At 67.3% G+C, this 25,189-nt stretch carries 20 protein-coding genes; 11 read left to right on the forward strand and 9 right to left on the reverse strand.

The features are described 5' to 3' along the window. Window positions 1-10: 10 nt before the first annotated feature. Window positions 11-619, reverse strand: a complete 609-nt coding sequence (locus ACOABP_RS12435; RefSeq protein ID WP_474225338.1) for a LemA family protein — start codon at window positions 617-619, stop codon at window positions 11-13. Window positions 620-985: 366 nt separating this feature from the next. Here ACOABP_RS12435 and dapA point away from each other — a divergent pair, with 366 nt between their 5' ends. Then, window positions 986-1,876: a 4-hydroxy-tetrahydrodipicolinate synthase gene (gene dapA, locus ACOABP_RS12440; RefSeq protein ID WP_474225339.1), complete on the forward strand. Its 891-nt coding sequence runs from the start codon at window positions 986-988 to the stop codon at window positions 1,874-1,876. Window positions 1,877-2,286: 410 nt separating this feature from the next. On the opposite strand, the gene hemL is transcribed toward dapA, so the two are convergent. Further along, window positions 2,287-3,579, reverse strand: a complete 1,293-nt coding sequence (gene hemL, locus ACOABP_RS12445) for a glutamate-1-semialdehyde 2,1-aminomutase (protein ID WP_474225340.1) — start codon at window positions 3,577-3,579, stop codon at window positions 2,287-2,289. Window positions 3,580-3,833: 254 nt separating this feature from the next. Between hemL and ACOABP_RS12450 the strand changes: the two genes are divergently transcribed. The 6 genes from ACOABP_RS12450 to ACOABP_RS12475 all read left to right on the forward strand — a co-directional run bounded on the left by ACOABP_RS12450 (window position 3,834) and on the right by ACOABP_RS12475 (window position 14,255). Beyond that, window positions 3,834-4,004, forward strand: a complete 171-nt coding sequence (locus ACOABP_RS12450; protein WP_011298773.1) for a rubredoxin — start codon at window positions 3,834-3,836, stop codon at window positions 4,002-4,004. Window positions 4,005-4,361: 357 nt separating this feature from the next. Continuing rightward, the gene (locus ACOABP_RS12455; protein ID WP_474225342.1) at window positions 4,362-4,856 is read left to right on the forward strand and encodes a response regulator; all 495 of its coding nucleotides are present in this window, start codon (window positions 4,362-4,364) and stop codon (window positions 4,854-4,856) included. Window positions 4,857-4,889: 33 nt separating this feature from the next. After that, complete coding sequence (locus ACOABP_RS12460) at window positions 4,890-5,258, forward strand: response regulator (protein ID WP_066739268.1); 369 nt, start codon at window positions 4,890-4,892, stop codon at window positions 5,256-5,258. Between the two features lie 123 nt (window positions 5,259-5,381). Beyond that, window positions 5,382-5,933 (forward strand): chemotaxis protein CheW, encoded by a 552-nt coding sequence (locus ACOABP_RS12465; RefSeq protein ID WP_066739267.1) that lies wholly within the window; start codon window positions 5,382-5,384, stop codon window positions 5,931-5,933. A gap of 190 nt (window positions 5,934-6,123) precedes the next feature. Then, entirely contained in the window at window positions 6,124-8,184 is a 2,061-nt protein-coding gene (locus ACOABP_RS12470; RefSeq protein WP_474227826.1) for a methyl-accepting chemotaxis protein, read from the forward strand. Between the two features lie 38 nt (window positions 8,185-8,222). After that, window positions 8,223-14,255, forward strand: a complete 6,033-nt coding sequence (locus ACOABP_RS12475) for an Hpt domain-containing protein (protein WP_474225343.1) — start codon at window positions 8,223-8,225, stop codon at window positions 14,253-14,255. Window positions 14,256-14,334: 79 nt separating this feature from the next. On the opposite strand, the gene ACOABP_RS12480 is transcribed toward ACOABP_RS12475, so the two are convergent. The 4 genes from ACOABP_RS12480 to ACOABP_RS12495 form a co-directional block, all read right to left on the reverse strand. Further along, on the reverse strand, window positions 14,335-15,648 hold the full coding sequence (locus tag ACOABP_RS12480) for an MFS transporter (protein WP_474225344.1): 1,314 nt from the start codon (window positions 15,646-15,648) through the stop codon (window positions 14,335-14,337). An 80-nt stretch (window positions 15,649-15,728) separates the two neighbouring features. Continuing rightward, window positions 15,729-16,490, reverse strand: a complete 762-nt coding sequence (locus ACOABP_RS12485) for an SDR family oxidoreductase (RefSeq protein WP_474225345.1) — start codon at window positions 16,488-16,490, stop codon at window positions 15,729-15,731. A 72-nt stretch (window positions 16,491-16,562) separates the two neighbouring features. Next, window positions 16,563-16,802: a hypothetical protein gene (locus ACOABP_RS12490; RefSeq protein WP_066739263.1), complete on the reverse strand. Its 240-nt coding sequence runs from the start codon at window positions 16,800-16,802 to the stop codon at window positions 16,563-16,565. Then, window positions 16,795-18,231 carry an aldehyde dehydrogenase family protein gene (locus ACOABP_RS12495; RefSeq protein ID WP_474225346.1) on the reverse strand — a complete coding sequence of 479 codons (1,437 nt, stop codon included), beginning with the start codon at window positions 18,229-18,231 and terminating at the stop codon, window positions 16,795-16,797. The genes ACOABP_RS12490 and ACOABP_RS12495 overlap by 8 nt, the downstream gene beginning before the upstream one ends. Window positions 18,232-18,415: 184 nt before the next feature. Between ACOABP_RS12495 and ppa the strand changes: the two genes are divergently transcribed. Together ppa and ACOABP_RS12505 are read left to right on the forward strand one after the other, a co-directional pair. Beyond that, a complete protein-coding gene (gene ppa, locus ACOABP_RS12500) occupies window positions 18,416-18,943 on the forward strand; it encodes an inorganic diphosphatase (RefSeq protein WP_066739261.1) in 528 nt (175 codons plus the stop codon). Between the two features lie 136 nt (window positions 18,944-19,079). Beyond that, on the forward strand, window positions 19,080-19,655 hold the full coding sequence (locus ACOABP_RS12505; protein ID WP_474225347.1) for a cytochrome b: 576 nt from the start codon (window positions 19,080-19,082) through the stop codon (window positions 19,653-19,655). A 74-nt stretch (window positions 19,656-19,729) separates the two neighbouring features. On the opposite strand, the gene ACOABP_RS12510 is transcribed toward ACOABP_RS12505, so the two are convergent. Beyond that, on the reverse strand, window positions 19,730-20,929 hold the full coding sequence (locus ACOABP_RS12510; RefSeq protein WP_474225349.1) for a GNAT family N-acetyltransferase: 1,200 nt from the start codon (window positions 20,927-20,929) through the stop codon (window positions 19,730-19,732). Window positions 20,930-21,094: 165 nt separating this feature from the next. Between ACOABP_RS12510 and ACOABP_RS12515 the strand changes: the two genes are divergently transcribed. Together ACOABP_RS12515 and glnK are read left to right on the forward strand one after the other, a co-directional pair. Beyond that, window positions 21,095-23,167 (forward strand): NAD(+) synthase, encoded by a 2,073-nt coding sequence (locus ACOABP_RS12515; RefSeq protein WP_474225350.1) that lies wholly within the window; start codon window positions 21,095-21,097, stop codon window positions 23,165-23,167. A 116-nt stretch (window positions 23,168-23,283) separates the two neighbouring features. Beyond that, window positions 23,284-23,622 (forward strand): P-II family nitrogen regulator, encoded by a 339-nt coding sequence (gene glnK / locus ACOABP_RS12520; RefSeq protein WP_006162803.1) that lies wholly within the window; start codon window positions 23,284-23,286, stop codon window positions 23,620-23,622. A 196-nt stretch (window positions 23,623-23,818) separates the two neighbouring features. Here glnK and ACOABP_RS12525 read toward each other — a convergent pair whose 3' ends face one another. Beyond that, window positions 23,819-24,466: a trimeric intracellular cation channel family protein gene (locus tag ACOABP_RS12525; protein WP_474225352.1), complete on the reverse strand. Its 648-nt coding sequence runs from the start codon at window positions 24,464-24,466 to the stop codon at window positions 23,819-23,821. An 8-nt stretch (window positions 24,467-24,474) separates the two neighbouring features. Continuing rightward, a complete protein-coding gene (locus ACOABP_RS12530) occupies window positions 24,475-25,140 on the reverse strand; it encodes a Smr/MutS family protein (RefSeq protein ID WP_066739257.1) in 666 nt (221 codons plus the stop codon). Window positions 25,141-25,189 lie beyond the last annotated feature (49 nt).

The following is a 25,189-nucleotide window of genomic DNA, read 5'->3' on the forward strand; positions in this document are numbered from 1 at the left end:
CCGGCGGCTCTCAGAACTTGACGGCCGGCGGGGTGGAGATCGCTTTCTCGTTCTCCACGGTGAACGATGGCTTGACCGGATACTTGAAGATCATCGCGGTCACGTTGGTCGGAAAGCTGCGGGCCAGCACGTTGTAGTCCTGCACCGCGGCGATGTAGCGCTGGCGGGCGACGGTGATGCGGTTCTCGGTGCCTTCCAGCTGGCTTTGCAGGTCGCGGAACGACGCGTCGGCCTTCAGGTTCGGGTAGTTCTCGGACACCGCCAGCAGCCGCGACAGCGCATTGGTCAGCTGGCCCTGCGCCTGCTGGAAGCGGGCAAACGCCTCGGGATCGTTCAGCGTTTCCGGGGTGACCTGGATGCTGGTGGCCTGCGCGCGCGCCTTGGTCACGGCCTCCAGCGTCTCGCGCTCGTGGCTGGCGTAGCCCTTCACGGTAGCCACCAGGTTAGGAATCAGGTCGGCGCGCCGCTGGTACTGGTTGACCACCTCGCCCCAGGCGGCCTTGACGGCCTCGTCCTTCTTCTGGAAATCGTTGTAGCCGCAGGCGGAGAGCAGGCTGGCCAGCAGGCCGAGCAGCAGCCAGCGGAACAGGGCGGGGGTGTGGGTGGTGATGGTGCGCATCAAGGGACTCCTCGATCTCCGGAATGGCAATTCTGGAGTGTAGCGCAGCGTTGTCACGCCGCCGGGCAAAGTGCATGCCGCTTGACGATGGACGATGCCGGCCGGTAGATTGCTGCCCATGTCGTGCGCCATCCGCCTTTTCTTCATCCTGTCCGTACCCGTCCTGGGCGCGGCGGATCAGGCTGCGCGCGCCAAAGCCAAAAAACAGTCGCTCGTCTGACCGGAGCGCGCTGTTCCGTCAGATGGGCGACGGAACAGCACCCACCGGCTGAGAGGGCGGACCCGCCTGGTCTTACTTTCCCTGCCGCAAGTCCTGCCTCGTCGCGCATCGGCGGTTTCCTGAACCGGTCGATCCGGAGTGTATGGATGCAAGCCACGCAAACTTCCTTCCAGGGCATCTGGCTGCCGCTGGTAACCCCTTTTTCCGACAATGCCGGCGGCCACGCCGTCGATCATGCCGCGCTGCGCCGCCTGGTGATGCACTACCGTGCCACCGGCCTGGCCGGGTTCGTGGTCTGCGGCAGCACCGGCGAGGCCGCCGCGCTCGACGAAGCCGAGCAGCTGGCCGTGCTCGATACCGTGCTGGAGGCGGCAGCCGGGCTGCCGGTGGTGATGGGCCTGGCCGGCAATCATCTGGGGCATGCCCTGACGCGGCTGGAACGGCTCAATACCCGTCCGCTGGCCGGGGTGCTGGCGCCGGCGCCTTACTACATCCGTCCGTCACAGGCGGGTTTGCGCGACTGGTTCGCACGGCTGGCCGACGCCGCGAGGGCGCCGCTGGTGCTCTATGACATTCCATATCGCACCGGCGCCACGCTGACGCTGGACACCCTGCTGGCATTGGCTGACCACGACAATATCGTCGCCATCAAGGATTGCGGCGGCAATGCGCAGACCACGCAGGCGCTGATCGCGGATGGCAGGCTGGCGGTCTTGGCGGGGGAGGATCACCAACTGCTTGGTACGCTGGCATTGGGCGGGCGAGGGGCGATCATCGCGTCGGCGCATTTCCGGCCCGAACGGTTCGTCGAAATCTGGCGTGCAGTGGGAGAAGGGCGGCTTGCCGACGCGCGCCGCGTGTTCCATGCGCTGATGCCGCTGGTGCAGGCGCTGTTTGCCGAGCCCAACCCGGGGCCGGTCAAGGCGCTGCTTTCGCGTCAAGGCTGGTTGCGCGATGAACTGCGCGCGCCGATGACCAGAGCATCGACGGAACTGGCAAACCAGCTCCCGAAGCTGTTCGATGCGGCTTCTTGTTGACGCTACAGGGCAGCTTCGCTTGATGTGGTGCCTTGCCAATGCCGCCGGTTTGCTCCCCTCTCCCGCAAGGCGGGAGAGGGGTTGTGGGAGAGGGCAGGCCTATCAGGCGCCGCCGCGCTGGATTCAACCGGCAGCTTCGCTCGATGTGGTGCCTTGCCGATGCCGCCGGTTTGCTCCCCTCTCCCGCAAGGCGGGAGAGGGGTTGGGGGAGAGGGCAGGCCTATCAGGCGCCGCCGCGCTGGATCCAACCGGCAGCTTCGCTTGATGTGGTGCCTTGCTGTACCACCCCTCTCTCCTGCTCTCTCCCCATGAGGGGAGAGAGCGCCAAGACACTGCCTTCTGTTTCCGCCTGGGCGTGACCGGCGGCGTTGGTCGTTGAACAACCGGCAGCCTCTTTCAAGTCGGGGGTGTCAGCCCGCCTTGAACGCCTTTTCCGCTGCCTCGATGGTCGTCTTGATGATGGCGTCGTCGTGCTTTGCCGAGACAAAGCCGGCCTCGAAGGCCGACGGCGCCAGGTAGACGCCTTCGGCCAGCATGGCGTGGAAGAAGCGGTTGAAGCGGCCCACGTCGGCCTGGGTGACCTCGGCAAAGCTGGCCGGCACGGCGTTGGTGAAATAGAGGCCGAACATGCCGCCGATGGCATCTGCCGAGAACGGCACGCCGGCCGCGCGAGCGGCGGCGGTCAGGCCGTCAGCCAGCTTGCGCGTCTGCGTGGCCAGGCGGTCGTAGAAGCCCGGCGCCTGGATCAGCTTCAGTGTGGTCAGGCCCGCGGCCACGGCCAGCGGGTTGCCAGACAGCGTGCCGGCCTGGTAGACCCCGCCCAGCGGCGCCAGCTTCGCCATGATGTCGCGCCGGCCGCCAAAGGCCGCGGCCGGCATGCCGCCGCCGATCACCTTGCCCAGGCAGGTCATGTCGGGGGTGATGCCGTAGTGCGACTGCGCACCGCCCAGCGCCACGCGGAAGCCAGTCATCACTTCGTCGAAGATCAGCACGCTGCCATGCTCGCTGCACAGGTTGCGCATCGACGCCAGGAAGGCCTCGCTGGCGCGTACCAGGTTCATGTTGCCGGACACGGGCTCGACGATGACCGCCGCGATCTCGCCCTTGTGGCGCGCGAACGCTTCTTCGAGCTGGGTCACGTTGTTGTACTCGAGCACCATCGTATGGCGCGTCACGTCGGCGGGCACGCCGGCCGACGACGGGGCGTTCTGCGTGGTGTCCGCGAACGTCAGCAGGCCCGACCCGGCCTTGACCAGCAGGCTGTCGGCGTGGCCGTGGTAGCAGCCCTCGAACTTGATGATCAGGTCGCGGCCCGTGAACCCGCGCGCCAGGCGCAGCGCGCTCATGGTGGCCTCGGTGCCCGACGACACCAGCCGCACCTGCTCGATCGACGGCACGAGCTTGCAGATTTCCTCGGCCATGACGATTTCGGCCTCGGTGGGGGCGCCGAACGAGAAGCTCTGGGCGGCGGTTTCCTGCACGGCGCGCACCACGTCCGGGTGCGCGTGGCCGACGATCATCGGCCCCCAGGAGCCGATGTAGTCGATGTACTGCTGGCCGTCGGCGTCCCACATGTACGCGCCATCGGCCCGGGTGATGAAGCGCGGCGTGCCGCCAACGGAACGGAAGGCGCGCACGGGCGAGTTGACGCCACCGGGAATGGTTTGCTGGGCGCGGTCGAAAAGCTGCTGGTTACGGGACATGGAAATCTGGCCAAAGAGAAGATTCGGGAAAGACAGGCGTCCGGCCGGGGGCGGCTTGTCGCGTGCCTGGCGGCGGTGTGCCCGAAATACGGGCAATCCTGGCCGAAAGGGTGCCGTTCAGGCGGCATCTGCACGTCAAATTGCACGAACGCGGCGATATAGGGCCATTTGCGCAGGCCCATGGGTGGCGTCATCGGCGCCGATTGGGTACCATCATGCGCTGGATTTTAATAGAGACTGGCAAGAGCCTGCATATGGAATACAAGACTTGGATGTGCCTGATTTGTGGCTGGATCTATGACGAGGCCACCGGCGCGCCGGAAGACGGCATCGCCCCGGGTACCAAATGGGAGGACGTGCCCATCAACTGGACCTGCCCGGAATGCGGGGCACGCAAGGAAGATTTCGAGATGGTGGCCATCTGAGGCCATCGTCCGGAAATGGCCGTGCGTCGCGCCAAAGCGACAGAACGGCCGGTGACGCCGGGGTGTCCGGATTGACGGCCCCCCCACGAGTTGTCACACTCTGCGGCAAAACTGAACATCCGTCCGGCCGCGCCGCCATTGGCAGGCTGAAGACGGGGTGCCGCGGCACAAGAATATTGCAGTAACGGGCAGGCGCGGACTAGAAGCGCGCCGCCACCGGCCGGGTTGCCGGGTATTTTTTGACTGGGAATTGGAAAATCGGGGGCCGCCGGTCCGCCATGCGTGGCGCCGTGCGGAAGTTCTCAAGTGAATGCCTACGCCTGTTGTGTCACGCAGGACGCGGGTCGCGGGAACAAGATGCGGGTCACTCAAACAGAACAAGACACGTCTGTCGATGGGGTCAACGCCGGCGGCACCGCCGGTGCCAGCGAGGCATCCACAGCGCGCAAGGCCGCTGCGAAGGTGCTCGTGATCGACGACTCCAGCACCATCCGCCGGACGGCGGAAATCTTCCTGACGCAGGCAGGCTTCCAGGTCATGCTGGCCGAGGACGGCTTCGAGGCGCTCGCCAAGGTGGGCGACCTGCATCCGGACGTCATCTTCTGCGACATCCTCATGCCGCGGCTCGATGGCTACCAGACCTGCTCCCTGATCAAGAAAAGCCCGCGCTTCCACGCCATCCCCGTGATCATGCTGTCGTCCCGCGACGGCGTGTTCGACCGCTCGCGCGGCAAGCTCGTCGGCGCGCACAACCATCTGGCCAAGCCGTTTTCCCGCGAAGCCCTGCTGCAGGCGGTCCAGACCTGCCTGGCGGGCTGCGTGCCGGAAGAGGGCGCGGCCGTGGCGGCATGACGCATGCCGCCCGAAGCATCCAGGAATGAAACAATGACCATCAGCAAAATCCTTATCGTCGACGATTCGCCCACCGAAGCCCTGTTCATGTCCGACCTGCTTGGCAAGAAGGGCTTCAAGGTCTCCGTGGCCGGCAACAGCGAACAGGCCATGACGCGCCTGGAGGCGGAAACCTTCGACCTGATCCTGATGGACGTGGTGATGCCGGGCCAGAACGGCTACCAGGCCACCCGCGCGATCAAGCGCGACGACCGCTTCAAGGACATCCCCGTGATCATGTGCACCAGCAAGGGCCTGGAGACGGACCGCATCTGGGGCATTCGCCAGGGCGCGTCCGACTACATCGTCAAGCCGGTGGACAGCGAGGAACTGCTTTCGAAGATCGCCGCGCTGGCGCACTGAGCGCCGCGGCAGCCTAGCGGCCGGAGTGGGCGCGGGTGTCCCGTCGGGGACGCCGGCGGCGCCCGCGCACGGCCATGACAACTGGTCTCACCACTGGTTTCCAGGTTTCACTGGTATCCGATCATGAACGCGCCGCGCCAAGACATCCGAACCCGCCAGACTCGCCAGACCCGCCTGCATGACTACCAGGCCATGCTGGCCCGGCGCCTTCGCGAGGCGCGCAACCTGCCCGCCGTCGACAGCTACCTGGGCGTGCTGGTGGGCCAGCGCAACTGGCTGCTGCCGCTGATGGACACCGGCGAGGTGCTGGAAATGCGCGCGCCGGCGGCCGTGCCGCTGACGCAGCCGTGGTATCGTGGGCTGGTCAACGCCCGGGGCAACCTGCTGGGCGTGATCGATTTCGGCATGTTCTGCGGCGACGGCCCGACCCCGGTGCAGCCGGGCAGCAAGATCGTGGTGCTGTCGCGCCATGTGGAACGTGCCTGCGGCATCATCGCCACGCGCGTGGTGGGCCTGCGGCACGCGGTGGACCTGACGCCGGCCGGTGGCGCCGAACCCGAGGCCTGGCGCGGTGCCGCCTTCGCGGACCGGGAGGGACGCGACTGGCAGGTGCTGGATATCCGTCAGTTGCTGGATGCGCCGGCATTCCTGCAGGCCGGTCGCGATGCGACCTGAGGCCCAGGGCCTGATCACAAGAACCAAACAGAAAACGAACGAACAGAGGGTTGCCATGGGAATCAAGAAGATCAGCCTGGGCCGTCGCACCGCTACCGCCGGTGCCACTGCCGAAGCGGCGGCGCCGCGCGCATCGGTATTTGCCAAGGCCGGCGCAGGCAAGGGTGGCGCGGGCCAGACGCCGGTGGAGATGATGTCGGGCTGGCTGACGCGCATGCCGTTCTCTTCCCAGCAACGGTTGCTGACCGGCGGCGTGGTGGCGTCGCTGCTGGCGCTGCTGGCATCGGTCTATCTTGATAACCGCCAGGCCAACAACGGCGCGGCGCAGATCGAGATCGCCGGTAACATGCTGATGCACTCGCAGCGTCTGGGCAAGGCGGTGCCGGTGGCGCTGCTCGGCAACGCGCAGGCGTTCACGCAGCTGCGCCAGTCCAAGGAACAGCTGACCGCCGACCTGCTGGCGCTGCAGAACGGCAGCGACGAAAAGCACGTGCGCGCCACGTCGGGCCCGGCCGAGCCGTTGCTCGAAAAGGCGTTCGGCTCGTGGAAGCGCTCGGAAAAGAGCGCGGCCGACGTGCTGGCCCAGCAGCCTATCCTGACGACGATCGGCCAGACGCTGCAGATCTTCAACGCGTCGAACCCCGAACTGCTCGAAGCCGCCGAACAGGTGGCCGCCATCAAGCTGCAGGCTGGCTCGAACACCCGCGAGGTGGCCGCTTCCGCGCAACTGGTGATGCTGACGCAGCGTCTGGGTAAAAACCTGAACGAGTTCCTCTCGGGCGAAGGCGTCAACCCTGAAACCGCGTTCCTGCTGGGCAAGGACACCAACACCTTCCGCGAAACGCTGGACGGCCTGACCAACGGCTCCGAAGCGCTGCGCCTGACGCCCGCCAGCGATGCCGAGACGCGCAACTACCTGCAGCAGCTGTCGCAGCGTTTCGAGGCGGTGCAGAAGACCACGCAGACCATCCTGCAGAACCTTCCCGGCCTGATCGCCGCCAAGCGCGCCCAGCAGCAGATCTTCAACGACAACGAGGCGCTGCGCGGAGAGCTGTCCGAACTGCAGACCGCCTACGCCGAGGGCGCACGGTTCCGCCCGTGGACTTTTGGCGCGATGGTGGTGTCGGCCATCGCCACGCTGCTGTGCCTGGCCGGGCTGGCCGCGCTGTACCTGCGCGACTCGCGCGTGCGTGCGCTGGAAGCGGAAGCGCGCGAGCGTGAAGCCGAAGCGCGCCGCCTGGAGGAAAAGCGCAACAACGACGCCACCCAGAAGGCCATTCTGCAGCTGATGAACGAGCTGCAGGACATCGCTGACGGCGACCTGACGCGCCAGGCCACGGTGACCGAGGACATCACCGGCGCCATTGCCGACTCGGTGAACTACACGGTGGAAGAACTGAAGGAACTGGTGGGCCGCGTGCAGCAGACCGCCGGGCAGGTGCAGCACGCTTCGTCGCAGGTGCAGGACACCTCGGTGCAGCTCGCGGCCACGACCGAAGAGCAGTCGCGCCAGATCCGCCAGACCGGCGAGTCGGTGGTGGAGATGGCGGACCGCATCACGCAGGTATCGCGCGGCGCGGCCGAGTCGGCCAACGTGGCGCGTGCCTCGCTGTCCGCCGCCGAGCAGGGCCAGCAGGCCGTGCAGAACGCCATCGCGGGCATGAACGACATTCGCGACCAGATTCAGGAAACCTCGAAGCGCATCAAGCGCCTGGGCGAATCGTCGCAGGAGATCGGTGAAATCGTCGAGCTGATCTCGGACATTACCGAACAGACCAACGTGCTGGCACTGAACGCCGCCATCCAGGCGGCTTCGGCAGGCGAAGCGGGTCGCGGCTTCTCGGTGGTGGCGGAAGAAGTGCAGCGCCTGGCCGAACGCTCGGGCGAGGCAACCAAGCAGATTGGTGCGCTGATCCGCACGATTCAGACCGATACCCAGGACGCCGTGCACGCCATGGAGCAGAGCACGGCGGGTGTGGTGGAAGGTGCGCGGCTGTCGGACAACGCCGGTGCCGCACTGGTGGAGATCGGCCGCGTGTCGCGCCAGCTGGCCGAGCTGATCGAACAGATCGCGCAGACCACGTCGCACGAGGCGGGCCTGGCTACCAACGTGGCCCATCACATCGAAGGCATCCTGCAAGTCACCGCGCAAACGACGGCCGGCACGCGCCACACGGCCACGTCGGTGCGCCAGCTGACCGCGCTGACCGAAGAACTGCGTAACTCGGTGTCGCGATTCAAGATCGCCTGACGCCTGCCCGTACGTTGACGGCCGCACCGGAACTGGTCATGTCCCTGAATTCCATCCTCACCAGCGACGAGGCCGCCACGGCCGCGCCGCAAACACATGCCACGCCGGATACGGCTGCAGCCGGGGTTCCGGCTGCGCCGCAGCGCGACCTCTCGGTGCTTGCCTGGCTGGCGCCAAGCCTGCGCACCGCGCTGGACGACGCCGCGACCGAGCTGGGCCACTATGTCGACGAGATCCGGCAAACGCCCGAAGCGCTGGGCGCCCGCGACACCACGTCGCTGCGCCTGGCCGGCCAGCATCTGCACCAGGCTGCGGGTGCCGTGCATATCGTGGGCCTGCGCGGGGTGGATGCCTATTGCCAGGCGCTGCGCCGGCTGCTGGAAGCCGTCGACGCGGGCACCGTGGCCGCCGATGCCGCCATGCTGGCGGTGTTCCGTACCGGCGTGCAGGCATTGGCCGAATACGTCGACGACCTGATGGCGGGCGACGCGGAGGACCCGCTGCGCCTGTTCCAGCCCTATGCCACCGCGCTGGGGCTGATGAAGGAAGAACGCGTGCATCCGGCCGACCTGTGGCTGGAAGACCTGCAGGCGCTACCCGGCATCGTGCTGCCCACACGCTCGGCATCGGCCGTCACGCGTGCGCGCCAGCGCTTCGAGGCTGCCTTGCTGAAGGCGCTGCGCCTGCCCACGCCGTGTACCGAGACGTCGCTGTTGCGCGAAGCCTGGCTGCCGCTGCAGTCGGCGCTCGACGACGTGCGCAACCACGAGCAGGACGCGCGCCGCACCACCGACACCCCCGACCGCGGCATCTGGCACACGCTGGCGATGGTATTCCGCGCGCTGGCGCATGGCCTGTTGCCGTCCGACCTGCTTGCCAAGCGCTTTGCCGCCCGAACCCACCTGCTGGTACGCCAGTACCTGCAGGGCCAGGTGCGCGTGCCGCAGGCGCTGCTCAACGACGCCATCTTCCTGCTGGTCAGCACCGGCCTGACGCCGGACGGCCCCGAAGATTCCACCCCGCCCGTGGTGCAGGCCGCCGTACAGGTGCTGCGCGTGGACATCGCGCGCAGCCTGCAGGCGTACCGCGTGGACCCGGCGCACGTGGTGGCGCGGGCCGACTACCGGCAGCGCTACTACGGCTGGCTCGATCCGATCGATACGCGCAACCTGCAGCATGCCGCCACCGCCATCGAGCGGGCCGCCGCCGACGACCAGTCGGGCTGGGAGCTTGCGCTGGCATCGCTGGCCGAGGCTGCCATGCCGCTGGCGCAGCCGGCGCTGCAGCAGTGCCTGACCGCAGCGGCGGCCTACGCGGGTCAGCGGCCGGCGGCCGATGCGCTGGGCCGGGGCGGCGTGGCGCTGTTCCTGGCGCGGGCGCTGGCCATGCCGTGGCGCGTCCACGGCAAATCCGGACATGCATCGGCGGCCGAGTTTGCCGTGCGATGCGAGACGCTGGCGGCCTGCCTGGCCAATCTCGATGCGGCGGCGCCTGCCTGGCTGGCCGAACTGGTTCAGTCCGCCGGCGCCCAGGCGCAGCGCACCGAAGCCGTGGCGCAGGTGCGTGCCCAGCTGGACAGCGGCGAATCGTGGCTCGATACCTATGACCGCAATGCGGCACGGGCCGATGCCGGCAACGCGCTCGACGACGCCGCGCAAGCCTTCGGCGCGCTGCTGGCCTCGATCGAACTTGTCCATGGCAGCGCCGCGTTGCCCGAGGGCATCGACGACGAGACCGACGCCGCGCTGGCGTCGGTGCGTGCCGTACTGGCGCGGCTGGGTGTGCTGCGCGAAACGACCGACCACGCCGCGCGTATCGACCAGTTGTCGGATATCGCCGCCGAACTGGGCGCCGTGCACGCCTTCGCCGACCTGCTCGAATTTGGCCGCAAGCAGAACGATGCCGCTGGCGACGATCCGCTCGCGCTGCGCACGCAACGCCAGGATGCGATGCCGCAAGGCGCGCTAGGCACGGCGCGCAGTGCCGCGATGGACGCCATCCGTGTGGCCGCCACTGCCGATTCCCCCGAGATCCAGCGGCTGCGGGCCGCGCTGCAGGCGGTGGCCGACCATGCCGCCATCGACGACGACGCCGCGCTGCGCCGGCAGGCCGCCGAGGCCACCACGCAGCTCCACGCCTGGCTGGCCGGTAGCGAATCGGCGGCCGAACGCATGGTGGTAGCGCTGGCTGACCCGTTGCCGGCAGCCGTGGCGCCGGTGGCGGCAGCGCCCACTGCGGCGCCGATGCCGGCCGATGCCGCCGCAATCGACGCCGAACTGCTGGAGATTTTCCTGGCCGAGGCCGAAGAGGTGCTGGGCAATATCGCCACGGACCTGGCCGGCGGCCTGCAAGCCCTGGGCGATACCGACGTGCTGAGCCGCATGCGCCGCGCGTTCCACACGCTCAAGGGGTCGAGCCGGATGGTCGGCCTGAACCGTTACGGCGAAGCCGCCTGGGCCGTCGAGCAGGTGATGAACCTGTGGATTGCCGAGGCGCGCGAGCCGGTGCCCGAACTGCCGGCGCTGCTGCAACAGGCGCATGACCTGCTGCGCGAATGGGCGCTGGCCCTGCTGGAAGACCCGTCGACGCTGCGCGAGATCGCGCCGCTGGTGGACGCCGCGCACGCGCTGCGCGAGCCGGGCGGCATGGCGACGGGCGCGGCCCGGGCCGCGCCGTTCGATTCGCTGGACGCGCTGCTGGCCCAGGCATCCGCGCCGCTGGCATCGGTGGACATGCGGTTGTCGTCCGCCGAGCCTGTGGACGTGCCGGGTGGCATCGATATCACCGAGCCGGCGGGAACGGCTGACGGCGCCGGTCAGACCGACCTGGCAGACCCTGCGCCGGTCGAACACAACGTGCTGCCGTTCCGCCTGTCGGGCGGGCTGGCGGACGTGGACGAGAGCTACAAGGTCATCGGCCCGGTTCGCATCGGCCTGGCGCTCTACAACGTCTATCTGCAGGAAGCCGACGATCTGCTGCGGCAGTTCGCGACGGATCTGTCCGAATGGCGGCACGAGAATCATCCGTGCCCGAGCGAACTGGCACTGCGCGTGGCGCACACGCTGCAGGGCAGCGCGTCGACGGTGGGCCTGGAGCCGGTGCGCGAGATTGCCGAGGCGCTTGAGCATCTGCTGTTGCTGCTGGGCCGCCATCCGGTGGTCATGCATCCGGCCGATTTCCGCCTGCTGGATTTGGCCGTCGACCGGCTGCGCGCGATGCTGCACCAGTTTGCCGCCGGCATCTGGCCCGATGCCGATGCCTCGCTGTGCCGCGACCTGAACGATTTTGGCGAACGCGCGCTGGTGCGTCCGCGCGCGGCGCTGCCGGCCGCCCAGTCCACCGGGCAGGAAGGATCGGTGTCGCAACTGTTCGGCCAGAACCAGGCCGTGTCGCAACCGCTGCCCGAGATCGACGCTGACGCGCAGGCCCCGCAGGCGGAACTGCCGCCCGTGAAGCTGACGCCGATCACGTCGCTGCCGCCGGTTTCGGCGCCGGCTGGCCCGGCGCTGACGCCGGTGACCCCGGTGCAGGACGCCGTGGTGATCTCGATGCCGACGGCGCCGCGCCATGACTCCATAGCCGTGGCGCACGTCACGCCGGCGTCGCCCGATATGCCGCCCGAGGACACCTCGACCGATGCGTCGGCGCTGGACCCGGCGCTGGTCGAGATTTTCCTGGAAGAAGCCCATGGCGCGCTGCCCGATCTCGGCAAGCTGGTGCGCACGTGGGAAGCCGCGCCGGACGATGCGCAGCACGGCGGCCTGATCCTGCGCGGCCTGCATACGCTTAAAGGCAGTGCGCGCATGGCCGGCGCCATGGCGCTGGGGCAGGCGGCCCATGAAATGGAAACGCTGCTGGAAGCCAGCGTGCGCGGCCAGCGCGTGACGCCGGACCTGTTCGGCAAGCTGTATGCGTGGTACGACCGCATCCTGGCGCACGTGGACGCGCTGCAGAACGGCCGCCTGCTGCCGGTGGACGATGCCGATGTGGTCAACGGCCTGGTGGCAGCGCCTGCTGGCCCCGCCGCTTCGGTGACGGTGCTGGATGCATCCGCCCAGGCAACTGCGCAAAGCGCACCGCAGCACGCTATCGTGCCGGCGGCGCCGCTGATGCCGGCCGCGCCGGCCGCCTTGCCGACCGACGCCGAGCGGCAGCGCGCGCTGGTGCGCGTGCAGGCCCGTGCGCTGGACACGCTGATCAACGACGCCGGCGAAGTCAGCGCCACGCGCGCCCGCCTGGACAGCGAGCTGGAGGCGCTGCGCAGCTACCTTGGCGAACTGAACGACAACGTCGCGCGTCTGCGCATGCAGTTGCGCGAGATCGAAATCCAGGCCGAAACGCAGATGGCGTCGCGGATCGCCGACCAGCAGCACAACCAGGAATTCGATCCGCTGGAATTCGACCGCTTCACGCGCTTCCAGGAACTGACGCGCATGATGGCCGAGTCGGTGAACGACGTGGCTACCGTGGAGCAGAACCTGCAGCGCGGCTTCGACCGCGCGTCGGGTGACCTGGCGCAGCAGGCGCGGCTGACGCGGGGCCTGCAGCGCGGCCTGATGCAGGCGCGCATGGTGCAGTTCGATGCGCTGGCCGAACGTCTGTATCGCGTGGCACGCCAGTCGGCCACCGAGACCGGCAAGGAAGTGCGCCTGCTGATCAAGGGCGGTACCGTGGAAATCGATCGATCGGTGCTGGACCGCATGGCCGGCCCGATCGAGCATTTGATCCGCAATGCCGTGGTGCATGGCATCGAACCGGCCGACGCGCGCCGTGCGGCGGGCAAGTCGGCCACCGGCGCGCTGACGCTGGAAGTGCAGCAGGAAGGCAACGAGGTGGTGCTGACGTTCTTCGACGACGGCGGCGGCCTGAACCTGCAGCGCATTCGCGAGCGTGCCGTGGCGCGCCAGCTGATGGCTCCCGACGAGGATGCCAACGAAGCCCGACTGACCGAAATGATCTTCGCGCCGGGGTTCTCGACCGCCGATGCGGTGTCCGAACTGGCAGGGCGTGGCGTGGGCATGGACGTGGTGCGTGCCGAAACGGTGGCGCTGGGCGGCCGTATCACGCTGTCGACCGAGGCCGGCCGTGGCACCAGCTTCACGGTGCACCTGCCGCTGACCACGGCCATCACGCAGGTGCTGCTGGTCTCGCTGGGCGGGCGCCTGTTCGCCATGCCGAGCGGCATGATCGACCAGGTTCACCAGTTGCGCGAGAAGCCGCTGCTGGAGGCCTACAATGCCGGCCGCTTCACGGCTGCCGGCATCGAGGTGCCATTCTTCTACTTCGGCGCGCTGCTTGAGGAAACCGCCGCGATGGCGTCGGGCCGCAAGTATTCGCCGGTGGTGGTGGTGCGCTCCGGCGCCGAGCGCGTGGCCGTGCATGTGGACGATGTGCTGGGCAACCGCGAAGTGGTGGTGAAGCACATTGGCCCGCACCTGGCCCGCCTGGAAGGCATTGCCGGCGCCACCACGCTGGGCGATGGCGAGATCGTGCTGATCTATAACCCGGTGGTGCTGGCCCAGCGCTGGGAGCGCGAGCGTGGCGCCAGGATGCCGGCCACGCCGATGCTGGCCGCGCCGCTGCATGCCGCGCAGACCGGTGCGGTGGCCGAGTTCGTCGACGCGGGCGCGGCAGTGCCAGTGCCGGGGCTGATGACGCAGCCGACCGTGATGGTGGTGGACGATTCGCTGACCGTGCGCAAGGCCAGCCAGCGCCTGCTGACGCGTGCCGGCTACCAGGTGGTGCTGGCCCGTGACGGCGTGGACGCGCTGCGTCAGTTGCAGGAAGTGATGCCCGACGCGATGCTCGTCGACATCGAGATGCCGAACATGGACGGCTTCGACCTGACGCGCAACGTGCGTGCAGATGCCCGCACCAACCACATGCCGCTGGTCATGATCACGTCGCGTACGGCCGAGAAGCATCGCCGCTACGCGGCGGAAATCGGTGTGAACGTGTACCTGGGCAAGCCGTTCAACGAGGACGAACTGCTGCGCACGCTGCAGCAGCTGATTGGCGAGAAGGCCGCCGCCACGGCATCGTCAGTGGCGCAGATGCTGGGCGAGGCGTAAGCCGGTTGGTCTCTGGTTGTGCCCCTCCCCCGCACGGCGGGAGAGGGGAGCAAACACGCGCAGGCCAGCAAACCTTCAATCAATCCGCCTTCCGGCCGATCATCCTTGCCGGCACCGACAGCGTCAGTGCCGCGCCCGCCACCATGCAGGCAGCCAGCAGGTACATGCCCGAGTCCGTACTCTGGGTCATGTCCTTTAGCCAGCCCACCGCATAGGGGCTGATAAAGCCCGCCAGGTTGCCCAGCGAATTGATCAGCGCAATGCCGGCGGCGGCGCCCGTGCCGGCCAGGAAGGCCGTCGGCAGGCTCCAGAACAGCGGCAGCGTGGTCAGGATGCCGATGGTGGCCAGCGTCAGCGCCACCATTGCCATCGTGGTATCGCCATGCCATTGCACCGACAGCACCAGGCCCAGCGCGCCGAGCAGCGCCGGTATGGCGATATGCCAGCGGCGCTCGCCCCGGCGGTCGGCGCTATGGGCGAACAGGATCATGCCGATCACGGCGCAGCCATACGGAATGGCGGTGAGCAGGCCCACGTCGAGCGCGCCCTTCACACCGGTCTGCTTGATGATCGTCGGCAGCCAGAAGCTCACGCCGTACAGGCCCATCACGAAGCTGAAGTAGATCGCGCTCATCAGCCAGACGCGCGGGCTGGACAGCACCTGGCTGACCGGCGGATCTTCCTTGTGCTGGTCCTCGGCCGCGATATTGCGTTCAAGCAGCGCCTTTTCGTCGGCGCTGAGCCACTTGGCGTGGACGATGCGGTCGTCCAGGTACAGCAGCACCCAGATACCTACCAGGATTGACGGGATGCCTTCGACCAGGAACATCCACTGCCAGCCGGCCCAGCCGTTGTGGCCGTCGAACGACTGCATGATCCAGCCCGACAGCGGGCCGCCGATCACCCCTGACAGCGCGATGGCGGTCATGAAGAACGTGGTGGTGCGCCCGCGCCGGCTGGCCGGATACCAGTAGGTCAGGTACAGGATGATGCCCGGGAAGAAGCCCGCTTCGGCAATACCCAGCAGGAAGCGCAGCACGTAGAACATCGTCGGGGTGGTGACGAACATCATGGCCGCCGAGATCAGGCCCCACGTGATCATGATCCGGGCGATCCAGATCCGCGCGCCCACCTTGTGCAGGATCACGTTGCTCGGCACCTCGAACAGGAAATAGCCGATGAAGAAGATGCCGGCGCCCAGCCCGTAGATGGTCTCGCTGAACTGCAGGTCGTTGAGCATCTGCAGCTTGGCAAAGCCCACATTGACGCGGTCCAGGTAGGCCACGACGTAGCAGAGCAGCAGGAACGGCACCAGGCGCCACGTGACCTTGCGGTAGGTGGCGTCTTCGAAGCCGGCGTCGCGCGCGCCGGCGTTGACTGCGGTGGTTGTCATCGGTGTCTCCTCATTGGGTCTTGTAGTCGTACGACGTTACCGCGGGGTTGGAAAAACGGATCGGTGGGTATCCGGACGGCTCAGACGCAGCGGCCGCCATCCACCTCGATGCAGGTGCCGGTGATGAAGTTGGCCTCGTCCGATGCCAGGTACAGGCAGGCGTTGGCCACGTCCTGCGGCGTGGACATGCGCCCCATGGGGATGGTCGCCAGGAACCGGGCGCGGTTCTCGGGGGTATCGGGCACGCCCATGAACTGCTCCAGCAGGCCCGTGGCGCCGATCACCGGGTTCACGCAGTTCACGCGGATATTGTCGGGGCCCAGTTCGGCGGCCATGGCCTTGCTGGCGACGATGACCGCGCCCTTGCTGCCGTTGTACCAGACCAGCCCGGGGCGTGGCCGGATGCCGGCCGTCGAGGCCACGTTGACGAAGTTGCCGCCGCCACGCTGGCGGAAGTGCGGGATGAAGTGGTGCGCCGACCAGTAGATGCTCTTCACGTTGACCGCATAGACGCGGTCGAACTCTTCCTCGGTGACTTCGAGGATCGGCTTGTTGCGATGGGTGGTGCCGGCGTTGTTGACCACGCAGTGGACGTCGCCGAAGGCAGCCAGCGTGGCATCGCGCATTGCGGCCACGTCGTGGCCCTGCGAGACGTCGGCGCGTACCGCGTCCGCCTTGCCGCCCGCATCACGAATGGCCGCGGCCACGCGATTGGCGGCATCGAGGTTCAGGTCGGCCACCATTACGCTGGCGCCTTCCCGCGCGAACGTATGCGCGATGCCTTCGCCAAAGCCCGAGCCGCCGCCCGTCACTACCGCTACCTTGCCAGCCAGTCTGGTCATTGCCTGTCTCCATTGGTGAAGCCCGGCGCGGTCTGTTGCCGCGCTACGGGCGGAACATCGGAATCGTCTGAATCAGTGGAAGGGGCCTTTGTTCTGCAAGGCATTCGCCACCATCATGATGCCCAGCAGGAAAGGCAGGGCCACGTACATGCACCAGTGGACGCGGTCGCCCACGGTGTCGCCCCATTTGCGCTTGAACACCTGCAGGCGGGGCATGCCGGACGGATTGGTGGCGCGCTTGTGCCGCACGTGCCAGGACATCCAGAAAAAGAAGATGGCGAAGGCGACCGAAAGAAAGTTGATGCTACCCATGTTGAATGGCGATGGTTTTCAGAGTGGTGAATCCGTACAGGGCTTCGAAGCCCTTCTCGCGGCCATAGCCCGACTGGCCGGTGCCGCCGAACGGCAGCTCGACGCCGCCGCCGGCGCCATAGTTGTTGATAAAGACCTGACCGGCCCGCAGCTTGCGCGCCAGCCGCATCTGGCGCCCGCCGTCGCGCGTCCAGACACCGGCCACCAGGCCGTACGCGGTACCGTTGGCAAGGCGGATGGCCTCGTCCTCGGTGTCGAACGGCATGGCGGCCAGCAGCGGCCCGAATACTTCCTCCTGGGCCAGCCGGTGCGTGGCGGGCACGTCGCGGAACAGCATCGGCACCTGGTAGTAGCCGGACTCCGGCGCCTCGCCCACGATCTGGCCCTGGGCCATCACGGCGATGCCGGCGTGCTGCGCGTCGGACACAAAGTCCCACACGCGCTGCTGCTGCTTGCGGCTGATCAGCGGGCCGCATTCCAGATCGAGTTCCGACGGGCCCACGCGCAGCGCCTCGAACACGCCTGACAGGCGGTCGAGCAGGGCTTCGTAGACGGGCCGCTCCACCAGCAGGCGGCTGCCGGCCGAGCAAGTCTGGCCCGCATTCTGCACGATGCCGTTGACCACCACGGGCAGCAGCGCATCGAGATCGGCATCGGCAAACACCACCTGCGGCGACTTGCCGCCCAGTTCCAGTGTTACAGGCACGTGATTCTCGGACGCCAACTGCGACACGAGCTTGCCGGTCTGCGGCGACCCCGTGAACGAGATGTGGTTGATGCCCGGATGGCGGGCCAGCGCCGCACCGGCTTCATGGCCGTAGCCGGTGATGATATTCAGCGCGCCTTCGGGCAGCCCCGCTTCGGCGGCCAGTTCGGCCACGCGCAGGATCGACAGGCAGGCGTCCTCCGCGGGCTTGACCACGCAGGCGTTGCCGGTGGCAAGCGCCGCACCCACGCTGCGCCCGAAGATCTGCAGCGGGTAGTTCCACGGGATGATATGGCCGGTCACGCCATGCGGTTCACGCACGGTGAGTACCGTGTACCCGGTGGTATAGGGGATGGTTTCGCCGTGCAGCTTGTCGGCCGCGCCGGCATAGAACTCGAAATAGCGGGCCACGGCGCGGGCGTCGGCGCGGGCCTGGCGCAGCGGCTTGCCGGTGTCGCGCGCTTCCAGCGCGGCCAGTTCGTCTTCGTGCTCGATCAGCTTGAGCGCCAGGCGGTTCAGCAGGCGCACGCGATCGGCCGGGTTCATCGCGCCCCATTCGCCTTCGAACGCCTGGCGGGCGGCGCGGACGGCCACGCTGATATCGGTGGCATTGCCGCGCGCGATCTCGGCGAACGGCTCGCCATTGGACGGGTCGAACACCTTGATGCGCAGGCCGGAATCGGGGGCGATCAGGCGATTGGCGACGAAATGCTGGGCATGCATGCAGGTCTCCACGGCTCCGGTTATGGAGCAAATGCTGAAATCGGGAATGCCGCATTATCGCGCACCGCGCCGGGCGCGCAAGGCACTAACCGCCACATGACGCGGCGGTGGTTGTCAGGCTGCGGTCAGGGCCGACCCGCTATAATGCCGCCCATCCCATTCCACAGGTATTCGGAGAACTCGCATGAGCTTCAACCTCGTCTCCCCGGGCAAGGACCTTCCCAACGATTTCAACGTCATCATCGAGATCTCCGCGCAGAGCGATCCGGTGAAGTACGAGGCCGACAAGGAAACCGGCCTGCTGTTCGTGGACCGTTTCATCGGCACGGGCATGCGCTACCCGGCCAACTACGGCTTCATCCCGCAAACGCTGTCGGGCGACGGCGACCCGGTGGACGTGCTGGTGCTGACGCCGTTCCCGATCCTGGCCGGCGCCGTCGTGCGCTGCCGCGCCCTGGGCATGCTGAAGATGACCGACGAGTCGGGCGTGGACGCCAAGCTCGTGGCCGTGCCGGTGGACAAGCTGAGCCCCGCCACCGCCCACATCAAGGGCCTGTCGGACGTGGCGCAAAATACGCTCGACCAGATCAAGCACTTCTTTGAGAACTACAAGGCACTCGAAGCAGGCAAGTGGGTCAAGGTCGAAGGCTGGGCTGGCATCGAGGAAGCCCACAAGGAAATCACCGACGGCGTGGCGAACTTCAAGAAGTAATCGCACCGCTGCCTTGGGCAACGAAAACCCCGCCGGCCGGCGGGGTTTTTTGTTGGCGGTGTGATCGGCGGCAAGGCCGGGGGGCGGGCGCTGGCGCTAAGCTTTCGGCCATTCCCCACAAGCAAATGGAGTACCGATGCCTGTTCAGCAAGGCATGGCGACCGCGCCTGACGCGGCCGCATTCGCCCGCTATGACGCGGTGGCTATCGCGTTCCACTGGCTGATGTTCGTGCTGGTGGCCGTGGCGTACGCCGCGATCGAGTTGCGCGGCTTTACCGACAAGGGCACCACCGCACGCATGGTTGCCATGGAAGTGCACAAGTGGTCGGGCGCGCTGGTCCTGGCGCTGACCGTGCCGCGCCTGCTCTGGCGGGCGGTGCGCGGAGCGCCGGCGTCCGAGCCTTATCCGCGGCTGGCCCGGCTGGCCAGCGCGGCCATGCATGTCCTGCTGTACCTGTTCCTGCTGGCGCAGCCCATTCTTGGCATCCTGATGCTGAATGCCGGCGGCCGGGAACTGACGGCGCCGGGCCTCGGCATCGGCCTGCCGCCGCTGATCGCGCCCGATGCGGCGCTCAAGGACGTGCTGGGCGAGATTCACGAGACGCTCGGCAATGCCTTTTACCTGGTGATCGGCCTGCACGCGATGGCCGCACTGTTCCACCACTACATGCTGAGCGACAACACGCTGCGGCGGATGCTGCCGCGCCGGTAGCCCGGTAGCCCGGTAGCCCGGTAGCCCGGTAGCCCGGTAGCCCGCCAGGCGGGCAGGGCGTACGCGGCTGCGCTTCAGTCGCCGCCGCCAGCCGGCCGTGCGAACGGGTTGCGGTCGTTCAGCTCGTCCAGATAGGCGTCCATGCCCTGGCGTTCGCGCTCCAGGAAGCGCTCCACGGCATCGGCAAAGGACGGATGGGCCAGCCAGTGCGCCGAACGGGTTGCCACGGGCAGGAAGCCGCGCGCCATCTTGTGCTCGCCCTGCGCGCCACCTTCGAACGTGCCGATGCCCTCGGCGATGCAGAACTCCAGCGGCTGGTAATAGGCCGTTTCGAAATGCAGGCACGGGTGGTGCTCCAGCGCACCCCAGTAGCGCCCGTACAGCGTGCTTACCGCCGGGTCGGCATCGTAGACCAGCAGCGAACTGGCGATGTCGGTGCCGTCGCGCGTGGCAATCACGAGCAGCAGGTTTTCCGGCATCGCGTCGCCGATGCGCCGGAAGAAGTCCAGGTTCAGGTAGGGCGTGGAATGATGCTCGCGGTAGGTCTGGCGGTAGCAGCGGTTGAAGAACTTCCACGCCGCGTCGTCGATGTCCGCGCCACGCAACTGGCGGAACGTGATGCCGGCCTCGGCCACCCGGCGGCGTTCGGCGCGGATGTTCTTGCGCTTCTTTTGCGACAACGTTGCCAGGAAGGCGTCGAAGTCGGCGTAGCCGGGATTGGTCCAGTGGAACTGCACGCCGTGGCGCATCATCATGCCGGCCTCCTGCATCAGGTCGGCCTCATGGTCCGACGGAAACAGGACATGCAGCGACGACAGCTGGCTTTCCTCGGCCAGCGCCAGCGCGAACCGCAGCAGCACCATGCGCGCAAGATCGTCCTCGGCCAGCAGCCGCGCGCCGCGCACCGGCGTGAACGGCACTGCCGCCAGCCACTTGGGGTAGTAGTCGAGGCCGTGCTGCCGATAGGCGTCGGCCCAGGCCCAGTCGAACACGTATTCGCCATACGAGTGCGACTTGGCATAGAGCGGCATGGCCGCCGCCAGCCGGTCGCGGCCCGGGCCCTTGCCGTCTGGTACCCAGAGCGTCAGGAAGCGCGGCGACCAGCCGGTGTCGTCGGTGGCGCTGCCGCTGGCGTGCATGGCGTGCAGGAAGGCGTGGCGCAGGAACGGCGTGGGTTCGGCCTGTGCGGCCAGCAGCGCGTCCCAGTCGGCGGCGTCGATCTCGGCAAGGTCCGGCACGATTTCCGTGCGGTAGTTGGGGCGCGAATCACTCATGGACGGGTTGGCGTTGGTGCCGGGCGAGTCTACCGGAATTGAAATTGTGCTGCAGGCGCCGTCAGCGTGATGCAAACGCCGGCCCGCCGCAGGGCGTCGTAGAATGCGCATATCCGTTTTCCGATGTCCACTCCCCCGACATTCCTTCCCGGTACGGGTCCAGACATGACGCACCCTTTCTACAACCTCTATTCCCACGGCTTTGCGCGCGTGGCCGTTGGCGTGCCCGAGTGCCGCGTGGCCGATCCCGCGTACAACGCCGAACAGACCATCGCCCTGGCCCGCCAGGCCGCCGACGGCGGCGCGGTGCTGGTGGCATTTCCCGAGCTTGGCCTGCCGGCCTACACCTGCGACGACCTGTTCCATCAGCGCGCGCTGCTGCGCGAATGCGAACTGGCGCTGCAGTCGATCGTCGAGGCCTCGGCCGGCATTCGTGCCGCCATGATCGTCGGCATGCCGGTGCTGGTGGAGCACCAGCTGTTCAATTGCGCCGTGGTGGTGGCCAACGGCGTGGTGCAGGGCGTGGTGCCCAAGACCTACCTGCCGAACTACTGGGAGTTCTACGAGGCCCGCCAGTTCAGCAGCGCCGATTGCGCCGCCGTCGACACGGTGTCGCTGCTGGGCGCCGAAGTGCCGTTCGGGGCGAACCTGCTGTTCGAGATCGAGAACATCCCGTTCTTCCGTTTCCACGCCGAAATCTGCGAAGACGTCTGGGTGCCGATCCCGCCGTCGTCGTTCGCGGCGCTGGCTGGCGCCACCGTGCTGGTGAACCTGTCGGCGTCGAATATCGTGGTCGGCAAGTCGGGCTATCGCCATCAGCTGGTGTCGCAGCAGTCGGCGCGCTGCCTGGCGGCCTACCTCTACACGTCGGCCGGCAAGGGCGAGTCGACCACCGACCTGGCCTGGGACGGTCAGGCGCTGATCTACGAGAACGGCGAACTGCTGGGCGAATCGGAGCGTTTTGCCGATACGTCGCACCTGCTCTTCGCCGATATCGACCTGGAGCGCCTGTCGCGCGAGCGCATGCACCAGACGTCGTTCGGGCAATCGGTGCGCCGGCACAAGGACGAGGTCGAGAAGTTCGATGTGGTGGCCTTCCAGATGGATTTGCCCACCGCGCAGGCGCTGCCGCTGGAGCGCAAGGTCGAGCGCTTCCCGTACGTGCCGGCCGATCCGCGCCGCCGCGACGAGCGCTGCATGGAGGTCTACAACATCCAGGTGCAGGCGCTGGTGCAGCGGCTGTCGTCGAGCCGGATCCAGAAGGTGGTGATCGGGGTGTCGGGCGGGCTCGATTCCACCCATGCGCTGCTGGTCTGCGCCAAGGCCATGGACCGCCTGGGCCTGCCGCGCGCCAATATCCTGGCCTATACGATGCCGGGCTTCGCCACCAGCGACCGCACGCTGAAGCAGGCGCGCGAACTGATGCAGGCCGTGGGCTGCACGGCGCGCGAGATCGATATCCGGCCGAGCTGCCTGGCCATGCTGAAGGACCTGGATCATCCGTATTCGCGTGGCGAGCCGGTCTATGACGTCACGTTCGAGAACGTGCAGGCCGGCGAGCGCACCAACCACCTGTTCCGGCTGGCAAATCACAACGGCGCCATCGTGATCGGCACCGGCGATCTCAGCGAACTGGCGCTGGGGTGGTGTACCTACGGCGTGGGCGACCATATGTCCCACTACAACGTCAACGCCAGCGTGCCCAAGACGCTGATCAGCCACCTGGTGCGCTGGGTGGCAGAAACCAGCCAGATCGGCAAGGGCGGCGAAGACGTGCTGCTGGCGGTGCTGGATACCGATATCAGCCCCGAACTGGTGCCGAGCGTTCCCGCCGCCAACGGGCAGGACGAGGCGCCCGGCCAGAAGACCGAGCAGATCATCGGGCCCTACGAGCTTCAGGATTTCAACCTGTACTACACGCTACGCTATGGGTATTCGCCGTCCAAGGTCGCGTTCCTGGCGCTGCATGCCTGGGGCGACGTGGCGCGCGGCAACTGGCCAAACGGCCCGCATGTAGCCCGCAACAGCTATCAACTGCCGGAAATCAAGCGCATCCTCGGGATTTTTGTCGACCGATTCTTCCGGACCAGCCAGTTCAAGCGGTCGTGCATCCCGAACGCGCCCAAGGTGGGCTCGGGCGGGTCGCTGTCGCCGCGTGGCGACTGGCGGGCGCCGAGCGACGGTGAATCGGCCGTCTGGGTGCGCGATCTGGCCCGGATTCCGGACCAGGCGGGCTGATTGTCATGCCGTCTGGCATGCCGATTGCGGGCAATGTGGGTACGCCCGCAATCGGCGTGTGGTGTTTCGGGCTAGAATCTGACATCTTCCGACACCTTTAGAGACAGAGGCCAGCCATGAAGCAGATTACCGCCATCATCAAACCGTTCAAGCTCGACGAAGTGCGTGAAGCACTGGCCGACGTGGGCGTGACCGGTCTGACGGTGACCGAGGTAAAGGGGTTTGGCCGCCAGAAAGGTCATACCGAGCTGTACCGCGGCGCCGAGTATGTGGTCGACTTCCTGCCGAAGATCAAGATCGAGGTGGTGGTGGCCGAGAACCAGCTGGACACCGTGCTCGACGCCATCGTCAAGGCCGCCCACACGGGCAAGATCGGCGACGGCAAGATCTTCGTGACCGAAATCGAGCGCGTGATCCGCATTCGTACCGGCGAGCAGGACGAAGCGGCGGTCTGAGCAAGCGCTTGTATTGAACGGAAAGGCCGGCGGCGACGCCGGCCTTTCCGTTTTGGCTGTTCGCTGCGTTGAAAACGTTGAAGATGCCGGGGATTGTCTGGCGGCCAACGCCGCGAACCGCGCCCGGGCGAGGCCACGCTGCAGGGTCTTGGCCCGCTCTCCCCTCAGGGGGAGAGCGCGGGAGAGGGGGGAGTCTTCAACTTGGCAGCTTCCACGCGAACCGGACGGACAGCAGCCGCATGCCGATCGTCACCAGCGCGCCGGACAGCAGGGCCACTTCCTGGTCCGCGCGCAACCACGTGAGCCCCACGTAGACCCAGCAGCCCACGAACGAACAGGTGGCATAGGGCGAGCGGTCGCGCAGGATCATCGGCACTTCGTTGCACAGCACGTCGCGCAGCACGCCGCCAAAGACGGCGGAGATGATGCCCATCATGACTGCCACGGTCGGGGTCATCTGCGCCACCAGCGCCAGCGACGTGCCCGTGACCGAGAACAACCCAAGGCCGATGGCATCGGCCACCAGCATCGCGCGGTCCGACGCCACGGTGCTGACCATCCGGAACACCATCGCCGCGCCGATCGACATCGCAAAGATCAGCAGCACGTAGTATTCGTGCTCGACCCAGTAGAACGGCCGGCGGTCCAGCAGCACGTCGCGCACGGTGCCGCCGCCGAAGGCCGTGGCAAAGGCGACGATGAACGTGCCCACGGCGTCCAGCCGTTGCTTGCGGGCATCCACCACGCCCGATACGGCGAATGCCAGTACCCCGGTGATCTCCATGACATGGAGGATCAGGGGCAGCCGCCCCATCAGCAGATCGAACGGCAGGTGCAGGTGCATAGGTGGCGTCAGGGTTTGGGCTGGCGCAGCAGGACCATCAGGGCGCCCGCACCGCCTTGCGACTCGCGGGCCTGGACGAAAGCGATCACTTCTTCCTTCTGCACCAGCCAGCTGCGGACCTTGCCCTTGAGCACGGGCAGCTTGTCCGGCGAGCCGATGCCCTTGCCGTGGATCACCCGCACGCAGCGCACGCCATTGCGCACCGAACGGCGCAGGAAATTGGCCAGCGCCTCGCGGGCTTCGTCGCTGCGCAGGCCGTGCAGGTCCACCTTGTCCTGCGGCACCCACTCGCCGCGGCGCAGTTTCTTGATCACATCCTCGCCAATGCCGGGGCGGCGGAACGACATGGTCTCGTCGATATCGAGCAGGTTCTCGACATCGAATTCATCGGACAGCGACGCTTCAAGCACCGCCTTGTCGTTGAGCTGGGTCTGTACCGGAATGGGGGCGGGAGCCTTGGCGGCGTGCTGCACGCGATTGCGGTCGCGCAGGGAACTGACCGAGCCGATACTGGACCGGAAGACATTGGCCTCTTCCTCGGCACGCCTGGCAGCGGCTTCGGCAGCCTTGCGCTCGGCTTCGCGGCGCTCGGCATCGGCCTTGAGATCGTCACGTACCGCGGCCAGATCGTGCAGGCCGAATCGCTTGGGAGGGGTTTTGGCGCCTTGCGACATAGCAGAAATTTCTGAAAGCTCGGCACCGATTATAAGGAAAACGGGGACG

Source organism: Cupriavidus sp. HE11 (assembly GCF_056097175.1).